Consider the following 19,065-nt stretch of genomic DNA (forward strand, 5'->3'; position numbering starts at 1 on the left):
CTTATTTCCGGCTTCTCTTTTCAATGTCCCGGTGAGTAACATGAGTATAGTAATCCTTTTTGAAATAGCCAGCTAAATACTCGGCAAGTGTCACAGAGCGGTGCTGGCCCCCTGTGCAGCCGATCGCAATGACGAGCTGGCTCTTTCCTTCTCTTTTGTAGGACGGCAGCATGAAGCTGAGTAAATCGATTAATTTTTCATTGAACTTTTGTGTTTCATTCCATTTCATGACGTAAGAGGATACCTCTTCATCTTTTCCGGTCAGCGGCCTCATGCTTTCGATATAATATGGATTCGGCAAAAATCTGACATCAAAGACGAGATCGGCATCAATCGGAATACCGTATTTAAAACCAAATGACATGACATTTACCGTAAATGTCTCTCCTTGGTTTGTCGCAAAATGCTTTACAATTTTCTCGCGCAGATCGCGCGGCTTCATGTCTGATGTATCATAAATCATTTGAGAGCGGCCTTTTAATTCCTCAAGCAGCTCACGTTCCAGCGCGATGCCTTCGAGCGGAAGACCAGTCACTGCCAGCGGATGCGAACGTCTCGTTTCTTTATATCTTGTCACGAGAATCGAATCCTTCGCGTCTAAAAATAAAATTCGCGGTGTAATCCACGGATTTTCCGCCATTTCATCCAGCGCCTCAATCAGCCGGTCAAAAAATTCACGGCCGCGCAAATCCATAACAAGCGCGACCTTGCTCATTTTCGAATTTGATTCCTTCATCAGCTCTAAAAACTTCGGAAGCAATGAAGGCGGTAGATTATCGACGCAGAAATAGCCGAGATCCTCAAAGCTTTGAATCGCAACGGTTTTTCCCGCTCCCGACATACCGGTTATAATGACAAGCTGAATATCATGTGATTCACTAACACTCATCTTTCTCCCCCCTGACTTGTCTTTCTATTTGATGTGCTGCGGATCTAAACGATAACTGAGCAGCTCAAACTCCGGTGTATACGTAAATGTGCCGTGCAGCAGACCTTGTCCCTTCATCATAAAGTCGAGGATATGGCCGTCTCCCGGGGCCATAGGCAGGTTTTGAATATCCTTCACATTGTGCCACTGCAAAATGCCTTCTTCTGATTCTGACACATTTTCTCCCGTATAGGAATCAGCAACAAACGTAAACATCATCCACTCAGACACAATGTGGTCACCGTCTTTAATAATAAAGGTAAAAACGCCTTTTAGCTGGGGATTTATGATATAGATACCAGTCTCTTCTCTGAATTCTCTGATGACGGAATCCCTGACTGATTCTCCGCTCTCCATCTTGCCTCCCGGCGCAACCCACCAGCCGCGTCTTGGCTTTTGAAGAAGAAGAACTTTGTCATCCGCCTTGAGAACACAATTTGTCACTCTTTGCAAGTACGTCACCTAACCTTCTCGTCCTGTCATCGTCTCTTTATTATACCGTTTCAAGATGCCTCTCACAATGAAGAGACATTGACAATCTTTTCTTCTATTTTACAGCATATTCTTTCCCGCGTTCAGATGATTTTATTGTGAAAGGAAATTGTCTTTTATTTTTGGACAAAAAAAGGACACGGATAACTGGAGAATCCGTGCCAAAAGTGTATTCATTATAAAAAGGGGGTCAATTACTTTATTAATCATAACCGATAAGTTTTACACAACTGTTACAGCGGAATTAAAACCCAGTAACGTTATGTGAAACTCGTATGACAGCCCTTTTTATTTTAAGGTTTTCAGCGTTTCCTGGAGCTCTTCGACATAATGCTGTACGCTTTGTGCCGCAATACTTCCGTCACCTGTAGCCGTTACGATTTGGCGCAATGATTTTTCGCGAATGTCTCCGGCTGCGAAAATCCCTTCAACCTTTGTTTCCATTCGGTCGTTGGTTTCGATGTAGCCTTCTTCATTTGTGATGCCAAGGTTTTCAAACGGTTTAGACAGAGGAAGCATACCGATATAAATGAATACGCCGTCTGTTGTGAATTCACTTTCTTCACCAGTTACCGTATCCACAAGCGTCACTTTGCCGACTTTGCCGTTTTCCTCATGAATTTCCTTCACGGTTTTATTCCATAAGAAATCTACTTTTTCATTATCAAACGCTCTCGCTTGGAGAATGCTTTGCGCACGGAGTTTGTCACGTCTGTGTACAATCGTTACTTTTGAAGCGAAACGTGTTAAGTACACGCCTTCCTCAACCGCTGAGTCTCCTCCGCCGACAACAACCAGCTCTTTGCCTTTAAAGAAAGCGCCGTCACATACTGCACAATACGAAACACCGCGGCCGCCCAATTCTTTTTCGCCAGGTACGCCGATTTTTTTATACTCTGCACCTGCGGCAATGATAACAGCACGTGCTTTATATTCTTTTGAACCGGCTTTCACAACTTTGTACTCTTTGCCGTCCACAATTTCTTTAATATCGCCATAAGCGTATTCCGCGCCGAATTTCTTCGCGTGTTCAAACATTTTGTTGGAAAGCTCAGGTCCGAGGATGCTTTCGAAACCAGGATAGTTCTCCACATCTTCCGTGTTTGCCATTTGTCCGCCTGGAATTCCTCTTTCAATCATTAATGTCGATAAGTTTGCTCTAGATGTGTATACAGCGGCCGTCATCCCAGCAGGACCCGCGCCGATAATAATCACGTCATATATTTTTTCTTCTGACACACTCATTCACTCCTTAAAACGTCTTTTCGAGTTGGGCTCTTCCTTATATGATAAGAATCCCCATCAAACGTATTCCTTACCCATATCCTATAAAATCTCATGGTGATACGCCATTTTTTTGCTCATTTTTTTCGAAACGCGATTAAATGTATTTCAAAAGGGTATGTATATTAATAAAGAAAGAGCCTTCTGTCCATAGAAGGCCCTTGTCTTATTTATTATTGAACAACACGTCTTACAACGCCTTTAAATGCTTTTTTCCAGTACACGTTGTTCATAGAGTCAACAGATACACCATGAGATGTATTGTCGTTAAGGAACGTACCGTTTCCTAAGTAGATTCCAACGTGACCATTTGTTTTGTATGTGTCAAAGAAAACTAAGTCTCCGCGTTTCATGTCTGACGCGCTTACAGCTTGTCCTCTTCCAACTAAAGTATCAGTCGTTGTTCCGCCGACAGGTCCAAGGTTGACACCTGCAGAAGCGTAAGCCCAGCGAACGAATGATGAGCAGTCAAAAATACGGTTGTTGATATCAGACTGAGAGCGTCCGCCGCCAAACTTGTACGGAGATTGTCCGACAATGCTTGAACCAACGCTGATCGCGCCTTCAATTCCGCCTGAGTTGCTGATGACAGTGCCGCCTGAGTTATTGCTTGAGCTGCTGCTCTTCTTAGAAGATGAGCCGTTAGACGAACTGTTAGATGAACCCTTAGAAGAGTTGTCTGAAGAATCATCATCAGATGAGCTTGCTTTTGCTGTTTCAGTTGTAGCCGTTTGGCTGTCATCTGTTTGTGTTTCATCAGATGCTTTTTGTGCTTCTTCCTGCTTTTTGATCAGGGCAGCCGCAGCTTCTTGTTGTTTTTTGATACGCGCTTGTTCTTCTTCAGTATCTGCTTTTTGGTTTGCAAGGTCAGCTGCTTCTGATTTTAATTCGGAAATCGCGTCAGCTGTTTTCTTCTGGCTGTCCTTTGCTTCGTCGAAAAGCTTGTCTTTTTCATCAAGCTGTTTATCAAGATCTTTTTGCATTGTTTCTAATTTAGCCAGTGCAGCTTGTACTTCTTTCAGCTTATCATTCAGATCTGCTTCAGAGTCTTCAAGCTTCGCTTTATCCTGCTCTTGCTGCTTGATTAAATCTTTGTCTGCATCAACAATAGATGAAACCGCAGTTGCACGTGAGATAAAATCACCAAAGCTCGTTGATCCTAAAAGTACATCTATGTATCCTTGAGATCCGCCGCTTTCCTGTAAAGAACGAACGCGTTTTTTCAGGATTTCGTTGCGTTTTTCGATGCGTGCTTCTGTTTCTTTAATCTCTTTTTTCAGTTTTTTGATTTCTTCTTTTGTTTTATCGTTTTCTTCTTTTTTATCATCGATTTTGTTGCTTGTATCGAGCGCCTTAGCGTTAATGTCTTTCAGTTCTTTTTCAATCTTTGATTGGTTTTCCTGAAGCTCAGTTAATTCTTTTTCCTTCGCTTCAATGCTGGAAGCAACCTCAGATTGCTTGCTTTCGATTTTTTGTTTCTTTTCATCTAATGTTTCCGCCGATGCAGTTTTACTTGTAAATGGGATCAAAAAACTGCTTGTCCCGATGACGGAAGCCAAACCAAGTGTCAATAAACTCTTTCTCACTTTTTATATCCTCCCTTTTACTGTGAACCTGTTCTCATTTGGAATTGTATTTTGAACATCAAGTTTCGTTCCTCATACTCTACGAGGAATGATGATTTTTTATGGTTAATTATTCTGTGCATCTCTTAATCTGGGTGTATAGCGTTTATTTCACATCATATGTAAAAAACACTAATTCCTTATGTACGAGAATCATTATACCATCAAGTTTCGACAAATTAGCGATAAATTTTATTACATTTGTGTTTCAAACAGATGTCAGGTTGCACATCATTTGTCATTTTTCTTAAATTGATAAAAAACCTGTCGATATTACTTTCTTAATATACTTCTTAGAATAAAAAGAGAGTTGATTCTGTGAATCAACTCTCAATCAATATACTATTCTAAAATATCATCAATATATTTCATATATTTCGTCAAAGTAGCCGGAGAGATGCCAAATTGGGCTGCTGTTTCTTTTTTGGTGTCATGTTTGCCATGGGCTTCTTTCCAAATATAGTAGATAGCCGCAGCCCATCCGCTCACATTTTTCAGCGGCCCCGCTGCGCGGATTTGCTGTATCACATGGAATACCCAGCAGCTCATGACTTCTGTTTTCATCTCATCTTGTTCTGCTTCTTCCAGCAATTTAACCGTTTGATAAGCGAAAAGCGCATCCTCTGACACATCTGCTGCTGCGGAATCTCCGTTCAAGAGCAGCTTAACAAAATGGTTTTCAAAAGGAGCGGTGATGCGCTTCGAGCGTATCACGGCCTCAAGATGCTCCGTTTCACCCTTGGTGCTGCTGATATAATAGGCCGCCAATCGCTGTTCTACTGACGAAGGAAGTACTTCCCGCCGCTCAATCCACGGAGCCGGACGGTCTGCTCCTGGATATTGCGACTCGACTTTTCTCCATACCGTTTCGGCAAATTCTTTATGGCCCGTAAAGTAAGCAGAGCACGAGAGCCAGTAGTAGAATGTGTCGTCTCCTTCAAAACCGCTTTTATATAGTGATCTGAGCCATTTGTACCCAATATCATACCGGCCGACAAGCGACAGAGTGGCACCCAGTTTATAGCGCTGTTCAAATAACATCGGATATACATTTGAAAGCTGATCACTCAGCTCTGCCACCTTTTCATCTTCTCTTTCATAATAGTAGAAAACGAGAAGATTACATAATGCGTGAAGATTTCCTTCATTATTATTCAGCACTTGATAAGCCGTTTGTTTCGCTTTCACAACATTGCCGGAATAAAAGTGGGCAAGGGCGAGATTATTATAAGCGGACCAAAGCTCAGGATATTCGTGTGTGATTTCCTCAAGGGCCGCAACGGCTTCAGCAAGCTGACCGCTTTCAAGCAAGGACTTCGCCCGGTCCTGTTTGATAAGCAATTCATCCTGATCATATAAAGAATCCTCAGGCCCGCCGTCTCCTAAATCAAGCAGTTCAAGCAGACTATCATTCTCTTCGGAAAATTCACCGTCCGGATCAGCGTCTGAATAAGCAGCAGCTTCTTTATAAGCTTCCTGAAAGAGTCCCAGATGGGCAAAGTTATTTGCTTTAAAATAATGGCATTCCGGCATTTCCGTCTCAAGATTCGCCAAAATATAATCAAGCAAATCGTTTGATTCCTGGTATTGCCCCATCTCAGAATAAATGACCGCAAGCTGCGAAAGCATCTCTGAATCCCTCGGCTCCAAATGAACCGCACGCTGGATCAGTTTGCTTGCCCGCTTCAAATTGCGTTCTTTATACGCTTTCAAACCTTTATGAAAAAAATAATGTCCATCTTGAAGCAGCTGGACAATTTGTGCGTGATTTTTATGTTCAGAAGTGTGTTTTCCCACAACTACCCTCCGTTTTATACAATATTACCGTCAGTAGTATACCATAAATCGTAAGCCTCTCAATAGTTCAAAAGGAAGGATTGGGAAAATCCCTCCTCTTTTTTTTATTGGCTGAATCGACCAGAATTTACCCGGCTTTGTTTTCTAAATCTGCATTCATTTTAAGCTGCTGTTCAGCAAAATCTCTGTAAAGGTCATGGGTAGCCATTAATTCATGGTGCGTGCCGCGTCCCGTAATTTCCCCTTTTTCAACAAATAATAGCTGATCAGCATCTACAACAGTCGATAAGCGGTGAGCGATGACAATTGTTGTCCGGCCTTCCATCAGCACCTCAAGTGCCTGCTGCACTGATTTTTCAGATTGGCTGTCGAGGCTGGAAGTGGCTTCATCAAGCATCAGGATGCTCGGATCACGGAGAAGCGCCCTGGCAATCGCAATTCTTTGTCTCTGTCCGCCCGACAGCATAATGCCGCGTTCACCCACTTCAGTATCAAGCTGATTCGGCAGCTCCTGTATAAAATTAAGAGCGTATGCCATCTCCGCTGCTTTTTCGATTTCGGCATCCGTTACCTCACGTTCCAGCCCATAACAAATATTGTCTCTGATCGTTCCCGACATTAACGGACTTTCCTGTGACACGTAGCCGATATGCTGACGCCACGATTCGAGCGAATACGTATCCACCGGCTCGTCTCCCAGCAGAATGGTCCCTTCAGTCGGAGAATAGAAACGCTCAAGCAGCTTAAACAGCGTGGTTTTCCCGCCGCCGCTCGGCCCAACAATTGCTGTAACTTTCCCCGCTTCAATCACGGCGCTGATATCCTTCAAGATCATCTGCCCAGGCTTATAGCCAAAGGACACCTGATCAAGCCGGATAGGCAGATGCGCGTTGTCAATTTGGTTACCTGTGACGGTATCTTCCTCTTCCTCTGCCAAAATCTCAATCATCCGTTCCGTTGCACCGATTGATTTTTGCAGCTGTGTGAAGAACGTTGTAATCTGGCCCATCGGCATAATGATTTGAAACAAATATAAAATAAAAGCCACGAGTGCTCCGGCAGTCAATTCGCCTGATGACACCTGCATACCGCCGTATCCAATAACAGCCACGAGTGCGGCCATTAATACGAGAGAAATAAGCGGCCCAACAAGCGATTGCACCTTCGCTTCACGAACCCCCAGCTGGAATAATGAAGAAATCCCCAGCTTTCCGCGTTTGTATTCGACTTCCTCTGCATTTGAAGCCTTCACAAGCCTGATTTCCGGAAGTATTTGATTGAGCAACCCTGTAAAACGTGCGGTTTCATCTTGAGTTTCCCGAGAAATGGAGAACATCTTCTGGCCGATCGGCACTAAAATCAGCGCCGCTAATGGAACAACTACTAAAACAAGCAGCGTCAGCTTCCAGTTCATAATGAATAAGATGGTGAGTGATCCAATGACCGAAATAATGCCTGTTATAAATCCGCTGATATGGCTGGTGATCAGCTCTTTTACCACCATCGTATCATTCGTGACCCGGCTGACAGTTTCACCGGAAGCGTTAGTATCAAAATAAGATACAGGAAGCTTAATTAATTTCTTCCATAATAAATCCCTTAACCCAGAGATGATTTTTTGCCCGCTATAGTTTAGCGCGTATGTAGCGTAGGCGCTTAAAGCGGCCTGAATAAGAAAAACGAGCGCGATCAGCCCGATTTGCGTGCCGGACAGCGCTGACATGGAAAAACCGTCGACAAGCTGTTTCGTTAATAAAGGAATCAGCAGGCTGACCAGTGTTGTCACAATACTGAGAATCAGCGCAAAAGCGAGCTTTCCATAGGATGGGTTTGTCTGTTTCACTAATGCAAAAAAGGCTTTGAATTTTCTTTTAGGTTGCTGTGTTGACATAGTATTTTTCCTCCTGTTTCAATCCCTTTACGCGGTCAGCAAGGTTGAACGGAATATAATAGGATTATTTTTACTCTTTCTAAATCATAACAATGGAGAGAGGCTTTTTCAGTATATTTTTCTTGTACACTGAAAATAAAAATCCCCTATTCATGACTCGAATAGGAGACGTTTCATCTTATAGATCCTTTTCGGGCTTCTTTTTTCGATACGTTAAGGTAACCTCTTGCTGCCTCAGGTCTTCAATGATCATCTTGAACCGGTCAACCTTTGCAGTATGCTCTTCTTTTATCGTTTGAAGTGCAGTTTTCTGCTTTTCGCTTTTCGATTCAAGCTCTTCTTTTATTTTTTTGACAATCATTCCTTTTTGCCCTTTGATTTCTTCTTTTAATGCAGACTCAAATTTTTTAGTCAGGCTGAGAATGTCGTTGATGGGTTTATTGAGACTGCCTGCTTTCCCCTTCATTTCGTCATGGGTTAGAAACATATAGGTGGTTGATACAACTTCTGTTTCACTTTCTGAAAATAAGGAAGTCACTCTGTCTATTCCTCCTAAGGCTGAAAATCGAATAACTGTGAGATCATTTCTTCTTTTTCAAATAGCTTTTCGATGCTCTCGCGGATATTTTTGATAAAGTTCTTTTTTTCCGATGTCTGTTTTTTTAGTTCTGCAACAATTCCGTCATTAGCAGGGAGAGCACCTGTATGGAACGATTCATGAACTGATATTTTCTCTAATTTATCGAATGTGTGACTGAAACCGGCCGCAAGCCGGAATTGAAGATCGAAGGCATAATGCGAAGGGTTTTCTTCCATATGTTGAATCGACGTGATGATTGCCTGTTTTTTGTCTATAAACTCATCATCGATTTCCTGACGGAATACCTTTTGGTACGCGGAAATCGCATCTTCCATATCTTCAACTATCTTCATGCCGTTTTGATAGATTCTGACAGCGGAAGAGATATTGACTTTAATCGTTTCTCCCGAGCCGCCCTTCCCTGTAAAGTAAATATCAGAACCCTTATAGCTAAATCCTTTTTCCTTTGATAATGCGTTCAGCATTTGAACGATGCTGTGGCCGTCGACGATGAGTTTTAATGCGTCTTTTGTTTCTGTGTCGAGTGTTTCAAAAGAAGAAATCATTGATTTTACATACTCCACAATTTTACCAACATCATTTAGAGCTTGCGTGAATTGGCCATGCTTTAGATGATCAATGAAATCATCGTATTGTAATTCTATACCTTTCATACTCGCATTAAGATTAGATAACTCTTTTTTTATGACTTTTTTCTGTGTATCATCAATATAACCATTTTCAGCAAGCTGATCTACAATAGGCCCGCTGTTTCCCAACAGGGTGTGAAGAAAACCTAAAAAGGCTGGCAGCTGCTCTTTAATTCGGCCATACATTTGCTTAACATCATCAAAATTTTCATAAACAACACTTGCTTTCGCTAAAACGCCGTCTGTATGCTTTACTTTTTCTATCAATTCTATGTCTATTCCGCTGGCTGCCTTTACAAAACCGTTTAAGCCGTCTTTTTCATAGTCGTCCTTATATTTTTGAAGGTATTCCTGCATCGACCTTACGTCTTCATCAGGAATCCCATCCATAATGTTTCTGATGCCTTTCACACTTGTGTTCGTATCCGCCATCTTCACATCGCCGAATGTAATGAAATCCGCCTTGCCGCTGACTCCGTACAGCGGGTCATCTTTTGATATGCGTTGGGTGATGTTTGCTGTGACGCCTTTGTCTTCATAATATTTTTGGATTTCTATTTTTAGCTTTTCTGATGGGATATCATTAATATCTTTTAAGCGTCTAATATGAAATTTATGCATTATCTTATCTCTCAAATTCAAATCAGTTGCTAATAGGTGATCAACACTTATTTGAGCTCCGTTAACTCCATAAACTTCATCAAATTCCCCGTCAATTAATTGAACCATCACCTGATTATTATTAGCCAGTGAGTGACCCATAGCAAAGGTCTTTAAATCATTAGAATCCTTTGTTTCTTTTTTTGCATTTCTTGTAAACTCTTTTGTCGCTTGATACTGGCTGTCATCTATCCCTAAAAAGAGACCGAAGAAATTGTATGACCAATCCTCGTTATCTGCACTACCCTCTGAAATAATATGAAGCTGATTAATGTGTTGTTTGTCATCCTTAATGTAAATAGCTGTACCATCATATCCGGACTCTCTTATTGATGTATCTACTTTTGAATTTTTTTTAATAAGTTCATTTGATGTATATATTTCCACGTTTTTTGGAAGCTCTTGGTGTGTTTCTTCTTTATAAATTCTTCGGACCTCCGCTTCAAAATCGGCTTTAGCCTTCTTTGTTTCATGCTCATTATCAGAAGCAAATTTTTCTTTATAATCGTATTCTAAGTTAATTAAACGGAGTTTCACATTTTCATTTTCAAATATATTTTTGTTTTCCATTCTATTTCTCCTTTTTAACTTTTAAAAAGGTAATGGAGTCTATTATTTTTTGAACTTTTTGTCTGGCTTCTTCTTCTTTTAATGAACAAGGTTCTTCATCTTTATAACAAGCAAATCTAAAGGAATATTCTATTCCTAGATAATCCTTTTTGGTAGATTTAACATAGCCAAAAAATCTATAAGAATAATTGCTCTTTCCGTCTACGTCATCAAAAACACTTTTCTTTTGAGCAGAATATACAATTTTATCAGATAGCTCTCTTTCTCCGTATTTTCCTTTATAACCGTTTCTTCCGCTTACGATGTCAAGCATTGTATCCTTGTCATTTGCAAAACTTTTGTCTTGATGATAATCCAGTTGACCATCATATTGAATGTTAGTTTTTTTATTAAAACTATCAAATACTATTGTTTCTTCATTGTCTCCTGTACTGGACATATCAGGTACGTATTCCCCATCCGCCGGAAACAACATCCTAAACCCCTTCAGCTTAGACTCCAGCAAATAGTACCCAGGCTCCTCTTCCTTCGTTGACACCATGTACTCTCTCGTTTTCTCATCCTGAAACGCGGGAACTTGCGGCAGGTCTTTTGGATCCATGTCTTTTGGTTTTACGGCTTCTGTTTTATTTTCATTTGTGTTTTTATCATTGTCGTTCATACTGCATCCTCCTGTCAGGGCAAGTAATAAGCTGAAGCAAATAAAGATAATCTTTTTCATTACGAACCTCCAAGGGTTTTGTGGGATCATTCTATTTTTCAAAAGTAATACTATTGACCCGGTTGCAGGGTGATTATATTATCCTTTTCCATGTTACATCATGGCGGAATTTGGATAAATAGGAAATCAGACTTGGTTTTGACCTTCTTTTATCCATTCGGAATGTGAAACACTCATCCCATTACTAAATACCCATTACATTTTTCTTACAATAAAAAAAGAGCCGTTATCCATAGGCTCTTTCCATTTACTATTCAGAATGGCGTTTTCTCAGCACTTCCAGCACATCATCCAGCGGTAATGCTTGTTCTCTGAGCAGGACAAGGAGATGATACAGCAGGTCTGCCGCTTCCCATTTCAGTTCCTCGTGATCACGGTTTTTGGCGGCGATGATGACTTCTGATGCTTCTTCACCGACTTTTTTCAAAATCTTATCGACGCCTTCATCGAAAAGGTAAGTGGTGTAAGCTCCTTCAGGCATTTCCGCTTGGCGTTCTGCGATGACGCGCTCCAGCTCGCTTAAGATGTCAAATCGGCCGGAAGTTTGTTCTTCTGTCTGTTCCTTTGTAAAACAGCTGTAGCTGCCTGTGTGGCATGCCGGACCGGACGGCTCTACAAGCACGACCAGTGCATCTTGGTCGCAGTCATATCGAATGCCCTTGACGCCTTGCGTATTCCCCGATGTTTCTCCCTTGTGCCATAGCTCTTGCCGCGAGCGGCTGTAAAACCACGTTTCTTTCGTTTCCAGTGTTTTTTCGTATGATTCCCTGTTCATATATGCAAGTGTCAGCACTTCTTTGCTTGACGCGTCCTGCACGATGGCAGGGATTAATCCGTCTTCGTTAAAACGCAGTTCATCTGCCTGTTTCATCTCACATTCACCCCGTGCTCTTTCAAATATGATTTCACTTCTTTAATTGATGTTTCTTTATAATGAAAAATGGAGGCAGCCAGCGCGGCGTCCGCTTCCCCTTTTGTAAAAGCCTCGAGCATATGCTGCGCGTTTCCTGCTCCCCCTGAGGCGATGACAGGAACCGGAACACCTTCTGACACGAGCTTTGTCAGCCTGTGGTCAAAGCCCTTTTTCTCCCCATCCGAGTCCATGCTGGTCAGGAGGATTTCTCCGGCTCCGCGTTTGACAGCTTCCTTCGCCCATGCTGTAACTTCCCAATCCGTTTTCTTTCTGCCGCCATGCGTGTAAACTTTATATGTGTCAGACTCTTCGTCGTACTTGGCGTCTATGGCGAGTACGATACATTGAGAGCCGAAAAACTCCGCGCCTTCGGTAATCAGCTCGGGACGGAGAACAGCTGCCGTGTTTACAGAAACTTTGTCCGCGCCGGCACGCAGAATCGTTTTCATATCGCTAAGCTGATTGATGCCGCCTCCGACTGTAAACGGAATCGCAAGCTTTGCAGCAACCTGCTCTACGACGTCAACCATCGTTTTGCGGCCTTCATGCGAGGCAGAAATATCAAGAAACACCAGTTCATCTGCGCCTTCCTGATCGTATACTTCCGCCAGCTCGACAGGGTCGCCGGCATCCTTCAGCTCAAGAAATTGAATCCCTTTGACAACGCGCCCTTCTTTCACATCAAGACATGGGATAATCCGTTTTGTTATCATTTCCCCTTCATCCTTTCAAGCGCCTCGCCAAGTGTAAACTGGTTGGTATACAGTGCTTTTCCGATAATCGCTCCAGAAACCCCATTCGCATGATAACGGGCAAGAGCTTCAAGGTCCGCAACGGAGCTGACTCCGCCAGAGGCGATGACAGATTTTCCGGTTTCCTTTGCGAGTTCCACTGTGCTTTCGAGATTGGGGCCTGACAGCATCCCGTCTGTCGCGATATCAGTAAAAATAAAAACTTCTGCGCCTTCGTTGGCGAGCTCTTTGCCGAGTTCAGTCGCCTTAAGACTTGATGTTTCCAGCCACCCTTCTGTTGAAACAAAGCCGTTTCTTGCGTCCAGCCCGATGGCTATCCTTTCGCCATACTCTTTCAGCATTTTTTTTACAAACGGCGGATCAGAAACAGCAGAGCTTCCCAGGATCACGCGATCGACTCCTGCCGATAAGTAATCGTAGACGTCGCTTTCCGAACGAATGCCGCCGCCGATTTCGACTTTCAGATTGAGCTTTTGTACAATTTCGATGACATGACGGTCATTTACTTTTTTTCCTTCCTTCGCGCCGTCAAGATCAACAAGATGAATCCATTCAGCCCCCTCACTCGCAAATAAAGAGGCCATGTCGAACGGTGAATCACCGTATACAGTTTCCTTGCTGTAATCACCTTGAACGAGGCGTACGCATTTGCCGTTTCTCATATCAATGGCCGGGTATAATGTAAAAACACTCATTTTTTCACCTTCTGTTCTGCTGCCATTTTTGTGAATTGGATTAAGATAGACATTCCGACCGTGCTGCTTTTTTCCGGGTGAAACTGGGCGCCGAAGACATTCTCTTTTCCGACAACCGCAGGCACCCGAACACCGTACTCGGCGCTTGCCAAAAGCGCGCCGTCATCCATTCCGTCAATATAAAAGGAATGGACAAAATAAGCGTAGCCTTCCTCCACTCCTGCCAGCAGCGGAGATTCGTTATGAAAGGAAAGGCGGTTCCATCCCATATGCGGAACCTTCAGCTTGTTTCCCTCCTGATCTTCCGGCTTCAGCCTGACTGCTTTTCCCTTTAACAAACCGAGGCCTGCAGCGGTTCCATGCTCTTCGCTCTCATCAAACAATAGCTGCATGCCAAGGCAGATCCCAAGAAGCAGTCTCCCCTCTGATACCATATCGTGAATGAATTGATCGAGTTTGGCGTTGCGCAAATTGTCCATCGCATCCCCAAATGACCCGACTCCCGGCAAAATGAAAGCATCTGCTTTCCTCAGCTCCTCTGGCATGCCAGAAACAAAGTACGGCACGCCGACACGCTCCAGCGCCTTTGAGACGCTGTATAAATTGCCCATTCCGTAATCTATCACACCGATCATTTACAGCATCCCTTTCGTTGACGGAATCCCTTTGACACGCGGGTCAATCGTTGTCGCTTCATCAAGCGCGCGTCCTAATGCTTTAAAAACAGCTTCTATCATATGGTGCGTATTTGTGCCGTAATGAACGATCACGTGCAAGTTCATCCGTGCTTCAAGCGCCAGCTTCCATAAAAATTCATGTACAAGCTCAGTATCGAAAGTTCCGACTTTCGCTGCCGGAAAGTCAGCACGCATTTCTAAGTGCGGCCGATTGCTTAAATCAATCACCACCTGAGCAAGCGCCTCATCCATCGGCACAAACGCCGAGCCGTAGCGTTTAATTCCTTTTTTATCGCCTAGTGCTTCAAGCAAAGCCTGCCCTAAGCAAATGCCGATATCTTCAGTTGTATGGTGATCATCAATATCGACATCGCCTTTTGCATGAATGGAAAGATCAAATTGCCCGTGTTTTGTGAACAGATCCAGCATATGCGTCATAAACGGCACATCTGTTTTGATTTCTGCTTGCCCTTCACCGTCTATTGCGAATGCCAGCTCTATATCCGTTTCGTTTGTTTTTCTGGCGCGCTCCGCTTTTCTCATTTTGAATTCCTCCGTTCTCTCGCTTCGATTGATCTCGCATGCGCTTCTAATCCTTCCAGTCTGGCAAAAGCCGCAATGCTATCCGCATGTTCTTCAAAGGCTGATTGGCTGTATGAAATAATGCTCGATTTCTTTTGAAAATCCGTGACGTTTAATGGGCTTGAAAATCTGGCCGTTCCATTTGTCGGGAGCACATGGTTCGGTCCGGCAAAATAATCTCCGACCGGTTCAGGGCTGTATCGGCCTAAGAAAATCGCACCTGCGTGCTTGATATTGCCAAGCAAAGCTTCGGGAGACCGTGTGATGATTTCTAAATGCTCCGGGGCGAGCGTATTGACTGTATTGACCGCTTCATCTATCGTTTCAGCCACATAAATAGATCCATAATCTCTCACTGAAGCTTCCGCAATATCTCTGCGCGGCAAGGTTTTAAGCTGCTCGTTCACCTCGGCTGAAACGGCCTCAGCCAGCGGCATGGAATCTGTGACAAGCACACATGAGCTGAGCATGTCGTGTTCCGCCTGTGACAGCAGGTCAGCGGCAATTTCCCGCGGGATAGCTGTTTCATCAGCCAGCACGACGATTTCACTCGGTCCGGCAATCATATCAATATCGACATCACCGAACACCTCTCGTTTGGCAAGCGCGACATAAATATTTCCCGGGCCTGTGATTTTATCCACCGGCTCAATGGTTTCTGTTCCGTACGCCAGCGCCGCAATTGCCTGAGCCCCTCCCATTTTGTATATATCTTTAATGCCCAGCTCGGCAGCGGCAGCTAAGACTCCCGGAGACAGCCGTCCGTCTTTTCCCGGAGGTGTGACAAGAACAATTCTTTCCACGCCCGCTGTAAGCGCCGGAATGACATTCATCAAAACAGATGACGGATATGCGGCAGTTCCGCCCGGCACATAAACGCCGGCAGAATCAAGTGCTGTCACTTTCTGTCCCAGCATTGTGCCATCCTTTCTGTGATAAAACCAGGAAGACTGAAGCTGCCTTTCGTGATATTCAGTAATGTTTTTGATCGCTTGCCTGATCACCTGCAGCAGCTGGGGATCCAGCAAGCTGTATGCTTCTTCAATTTCTTCTGTTGTGACCAATGCACTGTCGAGCTTGATGCCGTCAAACTTGGCCGTGTAGTCACGAACGGCCTGATCACCGTTTGCTTTTACATGTTCAATAATGGATCGGACCGCTTTTCTTTGTTCTTCCGTTCCGGAGTCAATTGACCGCTTGAGAGAAAGCCGGTCCGCGCCGCTGATCGTTTTGATTTTCATTTTGCCGTTTCTCCTTCCACAACAAGAGATAAACGGGATGCCATTTCGTCGATGACATCATCCTTCATGCGATAGCTTACTGGGTTGACGATAAAGCGGGAGGTGATATCACAAATATGCTCTGTTTCAACGAGTCCGTTTTCTTTGAGCGTCTGTCCCGTTGATACGATGTCGACTATTCTGTCCGCAAGCCCGATAAGAGGTGCCAACTCGATAGAGCCGTTCAGTTTAATAATCTCGACTTGCTCTCCCTGCTCCCTAAAATAACTGGAAGCCACATTCGGATACTTTGTGGCGATTCTCGGCGCGACGCCGCTCCAGTCTGTATCTGGAAGTCCGGCAACCGCCAGATGGCATTTGCTGATTTTCAAATCCAGTACCTCATATACATCGCGTTCTTCCTCCAGCATGACATCCTTCCCCGCAATTCCGACGTCTGCCACGCCGTGCTCCACATATGTGGTGACATCCATCGGCTTTGCTAAAATGAAGCGGAGATTTTCCTCCGGCACGTCGATGATCAGCTTTCTGGAATCCTCAAACTCTTCCGGCAGCTTGTATCCCGCCTGCCGCAGCAGCCCTGCTGCTTCTTCAAATATTCGCCCCTTCGGCATTGCCATTGTGAGTAACTTACCCATTTTGCTCTTCCTTTCTGGCACCGATAAAATAGGTGACATTCGCAAATGATTTTGTCATCTGATCAATATTTTCAATCCCCAGTAAATCCTGAAGAACAACTTTTTTACCTTTCAAACGCTCTTCATTTGCAAAAGCGATGGCCTGCACCCGCTGTTCTTTGCTGAAAATGACAGCATCCATTTCACAAGGTTCGTCTTTCATATGGAGCGCTTCAATCATCCGGTCAATCCGAAGCCCAAAACCCGTCGCCGGCGCCGGTGAATTAAAATGTCCCAGAAGCTTGTTATAACGGCCGCCGCTGCCAATCACAAAGCCGACATTCTTCGCGTACACTTCAAATAAAATCCCAGTGTAGTAGCTCATATGGCTGACCATATTCAGATCAAGACGGACATTTTCCGTACATCCGTAGTCCTCAAGAATCTCCCACAGCGCCTTCAGTTCATCAACCACACTTTTACCTTGCGCTGAATCGACGATTTCTTCAGCACGTCTGCATACTTCTATGCTCCCTCGCAATTCGAGAAGCTCAAGCAATCTGTTTTTATCAATGGAGGAAAGCGGAAGAGATTTGACGTGCTCTCTGTAGCCGACATAATTCTTTTCATATAAAAACCTCCGCAGCACGTCCGCTCGTTCAACATTCCCGAGCACCTCGACAAACAGGGCATCTGCAATGCCTGCGTGGCCGATTGCAATTTTAAATGAAGTCAAGCCGGCATTTTTTAACGCACCGACTACTAAGGCAATGACCTCTGCGTCCGCACTTGTCGTGCCATCACCGATCAATTCCACTCCAACCTGTTCAAACTCGGCAGGACGTCCGCCCTCGCGTTCCTGGGCTCTGAACACATTTGCCGCATAGCCGACTCTGAGGGGATGATCATGTTTCAGCAGCTTTGATGCCGCCACCCTTGCGATCGGCCCTGTCATATCCGGGCGAAGCACCAGTGTCTTTCCATCCTGATCCAGAAGCTTAAACAGCTGCTGCTCTTCAATTGCTGACTGCACACCAACCGTATCGTAAAACTCCAGCGTCGGTGTTTCCATAAATTGATAGCCCCATTTATCTATCATATCGGTTAACGATTGCCTCACCTTTTTTTTCGTTTCATATAAACCGGGCAGTGTATCTCTCATGCCGTGCGGTTTTTCAAACATAAACATCAACCCGAGCACCTCCGTAATCCTTTGAAGGAAAATTCCGAATCCTTTAGTTCGCTAATATGATAATATGTTAGCAGATGAAAGAATGGAAATCAATGCTTAACTTTCGCACGAATCTTTTTCGTTCAGAAATCCTCCTCCTAAATATGAAAAAGTCATGAATAAATGATGAAAGGTAGGTCATATCTCAAATTCTTGATGTTTGGCATGCTATAATACAAATCAAATAGAGAACAAGGAGTTAAAGATGAAAACACTGCGAACGTTATGTGTACTGATCATACTTTCTGCTGTCATTTTCTTCGGCATCAAAATATATGCAAAAGATATAGATATTTCGTTTTTCAAAATTGATTTAGGTGCAACGAAGAATGAATCTGAAGCAGCAAACAAAGAGAAGAAACTGAAAGGAAGCGCTGAGCCGATGGACGTCACGCTTTTCAATCAGATGGATGCCCCAAAGCTCTATAATGGCTGTGAGGTGACGAGCCTTGCGATGGTGCTGCACTATGCGGGATACAACGTGACAAAGAATACACTGGCAAACCAGATCGCAACAGTGCCTTTGACATACAGCAGCGGATTAAAAGGTGATCCGAATGACGGATTTGTCGGTGATATGGCGAACGGCCCGGGGCTAGGTGTCTATCACGGCCCGATCTATCAGCTCGCTAAAACCTATGCGGGGGACAGCGTTTCTGATCTGACAGGAAAAAGCATCTCTGCTGTTTATGAGCAGCTTGAGAAAGGCAACCCGGTTTGGGTTATCACGACAGCCAACTTTACGCCGGTTGACAACATGCAGACATGGAAAACGCCAAACGGAACGATCGATATCACGTACAGCGAACACAGTGTCGCCGTCACGGGTTATGATGAAAATTACGTGTATGTGAATGACCCTTATGGCTATAAAAACAGAAAAACAGACCGGACCAGCTTCGAAAAAGCGTGGGTGCAAATGGGCAGCCAAGCCATCGTCGTTCAAAAGTAAAGCTGCCCGCTTTCACAAGCTTTTCTTATGCTCTCTCCTGAGCAAATACGCCAATACTCATGCTTGATGTTTAAATCAGGTAACAATGACGCATTTTCCATTTTCCATCCAAATTTGTCTTTACTTTCAGGCTGGCTATTTTTATGATTAAAACAGATTCAGCCTTGCCCCGATCTATGTGAGAGAAGCCGGTGCAAGATGCTGACG

General features: G+C 43.9%; 18 protein-coding genes. 1 reads left to right on the forward strand and 17 read right to left on the reverse strand.

All coding sequences use genetic code 11. The annotated features are described in order from the left end of the window. Nucleotide 1 precedes the first annotated feature (1 nt). From rapZ to NYE43_RS18270, 17 genes are all read right to left on the reverse strand, one after another. Nucleotides 2-889, reverse strand: a complete 888-nt coding sequence (gene rapZ, locus NYE43_RS18190) for an RNase adapter RapZ (RefSeq protein ID WP_024122968.1) — start codon at nucleotides 887-889, stop codon at nucleotides 2-4. A gap of 24 nt (nucleotides 890-913) precedes the next feature. Then, on the reverse strand, nucleotides 914-1,390 hold the full coding sequence (locus NYE43_RS18195; RefSeq protein ID WP_081638370.1) for an 8-oxo-dGTP diphosphatase: 477 nt from the start codon (nucleotides 1,388-1,390) through the stop codon (nucleotides 914-916). A gap of 318 nt (nucleotides 1,391-1,708) precedes the next feature. Further along, on the reverse strand, nucleotides 1,709-2,659 hold the full coding sequence (gene trxB, locus NYE43_RS18200) for a thioredoxin-disulfide reductase (protein WP_044159317.1): 951 nt from the start codon (nucleotides 2,657-2,659) through the stop codon (nucleotides 1,709-1,711). Between the two features lie 218 nt (nucleotides 2,660-2,877). Next, nucleotides 2,878-4,290 (reverse strand): peptidoglycan DL-endopeptidase CwlO, encoded by a 1,413-nt coding sequence (gene cwlO, locus NYE43_RS18205; protein ID WP_101859896.1) that lies wholly within the window; start codon nucleotides 4,288-4,290, stop codon nucleotides 2,878-2,880. 381 nt (nucleotides 4,291-4,671) lie between these two features. Further along, nucleotides 4,672-6,126, reverse strand: a complete 1,455-nt coding sequence (locus NYE43_RS18210; RefSeq protein WP_216393895.1) for a tetratricopeptide repeat protein — start codon at nucleotides 6,124-6,126, stop codon at nucleotides 4,672-4,674. A 127-nt stretch (nucleotides 6,127-6,253) separates the two neighbouring features. Beyond that, the gene (locus tag NYE43_RS18215) at nucleotides 6,254-8,017 is read right to left on the reverse strand and encodes an ABC transporter ATP-binding protein (RefSeq protein ID WP_213418021.1); all 1,764 of its coding nucleotides are present in this window, start codon (nucleotides 8,015-8,017) and stop codon (nucleotides 6,254-6,256) included. A 178-nt stretch (nucleotides 8,018-8,195) separates the two neighbouring features. Beyond that, nucleotides 8,196-8,555, reverse strand: coding sequence for a hypothetical protein (locus NYE43_RS18220; protein WP_044159330.1), 360 nt, complete (start codon nucleotides 8,553-8,555; stop codon nucleotides 8,196-8,198). 14 nt (nucleotides 8,556-8,569) lie between these two features. Further along, on the reverse strand, nucleotides 8,570-10,477 hold the full coding sequence (locus NYE43_RS18225) for a DUF6792 domain-containing protein (RefSeq protein ID WP_341062317.1): 1,908 nt from the start codon (nucleotides 10,475-10,477) through the stop codon (nucleotides 8,570-8,572). Between the two features lies 1 nt (nucleotide 10,478). Beyond that, complete coding sequence (locus NYE43_RS18230) at nucleotides 10,479-11,198, reverse strand: lipoprotein YvcA (RefSeq protein ID WP_103671275.1); 720 nt, start codon at nucleotides 11,196-11,198, stop codon at nucleotides 10,479-10,481. A 250-nt stretch (nucleotides 11,199-11,448) separates the two neighbouring features. Beyond that, nucleotides 11,449-12,069: a bifunctional phosphoribosyl-AMP cyclohydrolase/phosphoribosyl-ATP diphosphatase HisIE gene (gene hisIE, locus NYE43_RS18235; protein WP_024122977.1), complete on the reverse strand. Its 621-nt coding sequence runs from the start codon at nucleotides 12,067-12,069 to the stop codon at nucleotides 11,449-11,451. Beyond that, nucleotides 12,066-12,824: an imidazole glycerol phosphate synthase subunit HisF gene (hisF, locus tag NYE43_RS18240; RefSeq protein ID WP_024122978.1), complete on the reverse strand. Its 759-nt coding sequence runs from the start codon at nucleotides 12,822-12,824 to the stop codon at nucleotides 12,066-12,068. The genes hisIE and hisF overlap by 4 nt, the downstream gene beginning before the upstream one ends. Then, nucleotides 12,821-13,558, reverse strand: coding sequence for a 1-(5-phosphoribosyl)-5-[(5-phosphoribosylamino)methylideneamino]imidazole-4-carboxamide isomerase (hisA, locus tag NYE43_RS18245; protein ID WP_185848574.1), 738 nt, complete (start codon nucleotides 13,556-13,558; stop codon nucleotides 12,821-12,823). The genes hisF and hisA overlap by 4 nt, the downstream gene beginning before the upstream one ends. Further along, nucleotides 13,555-14,193 (reverse strand): imidazole glycerol phosphate synthase subunit HisH, encoded by a 639-nt coding sequence (gene hisH, locus NYE43_RS18250; RefSeq protein ID WP_341062319.1) that lies wholly within the window; start codon nucleotides 14,191-14,193, stop codon nucleotides 13,555-13,557. The genes hisA and hisH overlap by 4 nt, the downstream gene beginning before the upstream one ends. Then, nucleotides 14,194-14,778 carry an imidazoleglycerol-phosphate dehydratase HisB gene (gene hisB / locus NYE43_RS18255; RefSeq protein ID WP_101864712.1) on the reverse strand — a complete coding sequence of 195 codons (585 nt, stop codon included), beginning with the start codon at nucleotides 14,776-14,778 and terminating at the stop codon, nucleotides 14,194-14,196. Beyond that, the gene (gene hisD / locus NYE43_RS18260) at nucleotides 14,775-16,058 is read right to left on the reverse strand and encodes a histidinol dehydrogenase (protein WP_024122982.1); all 1,284 of its coding nucleotides are present in this window, start codon (nucleotides 16,056-16,058) and stop codon (nucleotides 14,775-14,777) included. Before hisD ends, hisB begins: the two co-directional genes overlap by 4 nt. Further along, nucleotides 16,055-16,696, reverse strand: coding sequence for an ATP phosphoribosyltransferase (gene hisG, locus NYE43_RS18265; protein WP_024122983.1), 642 nt, complete (start codon nucleotides 16,694-16,696; stop codon nucleotides 16,055-16,057). Before hisG ends, hisD begins: the two co-directional genes overlap by 4 nt. Further along, complete coding sequence (locus NYE43_RS18270) at nucleotides 16,689-17,864, reverse strand: ATP phosphoribosyltransferase regulatory subunit (RefSeq protein ID WP_341062322.1); 1,176 nt, start codon at nucleotides 17,862-17,864, stop codon at nucleotides 16,689-16,691. The genes hisG and NYE43_RS18270 overlap by 8 nt, the downstream gene beginning before the upstream one ends. 247 nt (nucleotides 17,865-18,111) lie before the next feature. Here NYE43_RS18270 and NYE43_RS18275 point away from each other — a divergent pair, with 247 nt between their 5' ends. Continuing rightward, on the forward strand, nucleotides 18,112-18,858 hold the full coding sequence (locus NYE43_RS18275) for a C39 family peptidase (protein ID WP_010332017.1): 747 nt from the start codon (nucleotides 18,112-18,114) through the stop codon (nucleotides 18,856-18,858). The last annotated feature ends 207 nt before the right edge of the window (nucleotides 18,859-19,065 follow it).

Source organism: Bacillus sp. FSL R5-0434 (assembly GCF_038004745.1).
Lineage (GTDB): Bacteria > Bacillota > Bacilli > Bacillales > Bacillaceae > Bacillus > Bacillus halotolerans.

Coding starts and splice junctions, on each gene's coding strand:
- hisH (WP_341062319.1), bottom strand. CDS start 14,193: ATGATCGGTGTGATAGATTACGGAATGGGCAATTTATACAGCGTCTCA.
- NYE43_RS18270 (WP_341062322.1), bottom strand. CDS start 17,864: ATGTTTATGTTTGAAAAACCGCACGGCATGAGAGATACACTGCCCGGT.
- NYE43_RS18225 (WP_341062317.1), bottom strand. CDS start 10,477: ATGGAAAACAAAAATATATTTGAAAATGAAAATGTGAAACTCCGTTTA.
- NYE43_RS18215 (WP_213418021.1), bottom strand. CDS start 8,017: ATGTCAACACAGCAACCTAAAAGAAAATTCAAAGCCTTTTTTGCATTA.
- hisD (WP_024122982.1), bottom strand. CDS start 16,058: ATGAAAATCAAAACGATCAGCGGCGCGGACCGGCTTTCTCTCAAGCGG.
- rapZ (WP_024122968.1), bottom strand. CDS start 889: ATGAGTGTTAGTGAATCACATGATATTCAGCTTGTCATTATAACCGGT.
- NYE43_RS18275 (WP_010332017.1), top strand. CDS start 18,112: ATGAAAACACTGCGAACGTTATGTGTACTGATCATACTTTCTGCTGTC.
- hisA (WP_185848574.1), bottom strand. CDS start 13,558: ATGAGTGTTTTTACATTATACCCGGCCATTGATATGAGAAACGGCAAA.
- hisIE (WP_024122977.1), bottom strand. CDS start 12,069: ATGAAACAGGCAGATGAACTGCGTTTTAACGAAGACGGATTAATCCCT.
- hisB (WP_101864712.1), bottom strand. CDS start 14,778: ATGAGAAAAGCGGAGCGCGCCAGAAAAACAAACGAAACGGATATAGAG.
- hisF (WP_024122978.1), bottom strand. CDS start 12,824: ATGATAACAAAACGGATTATCCCATGTCTTGATGTGAAAGAAGGGCGC.
- hisG (WP_024122983.1), bottom strand. CDS start 16,696: ATGGGTAAGTTACTCACAATGGCAATGCCGAAGGGGCGAATATTTGAA.
- NYE43_RS18230 (WP_103671275.1), bottom strand. CDS start 11,198: ATGAAAAAGATTATCTTTATTTGCTTCAGCTTATTACTTGCCCTGACA.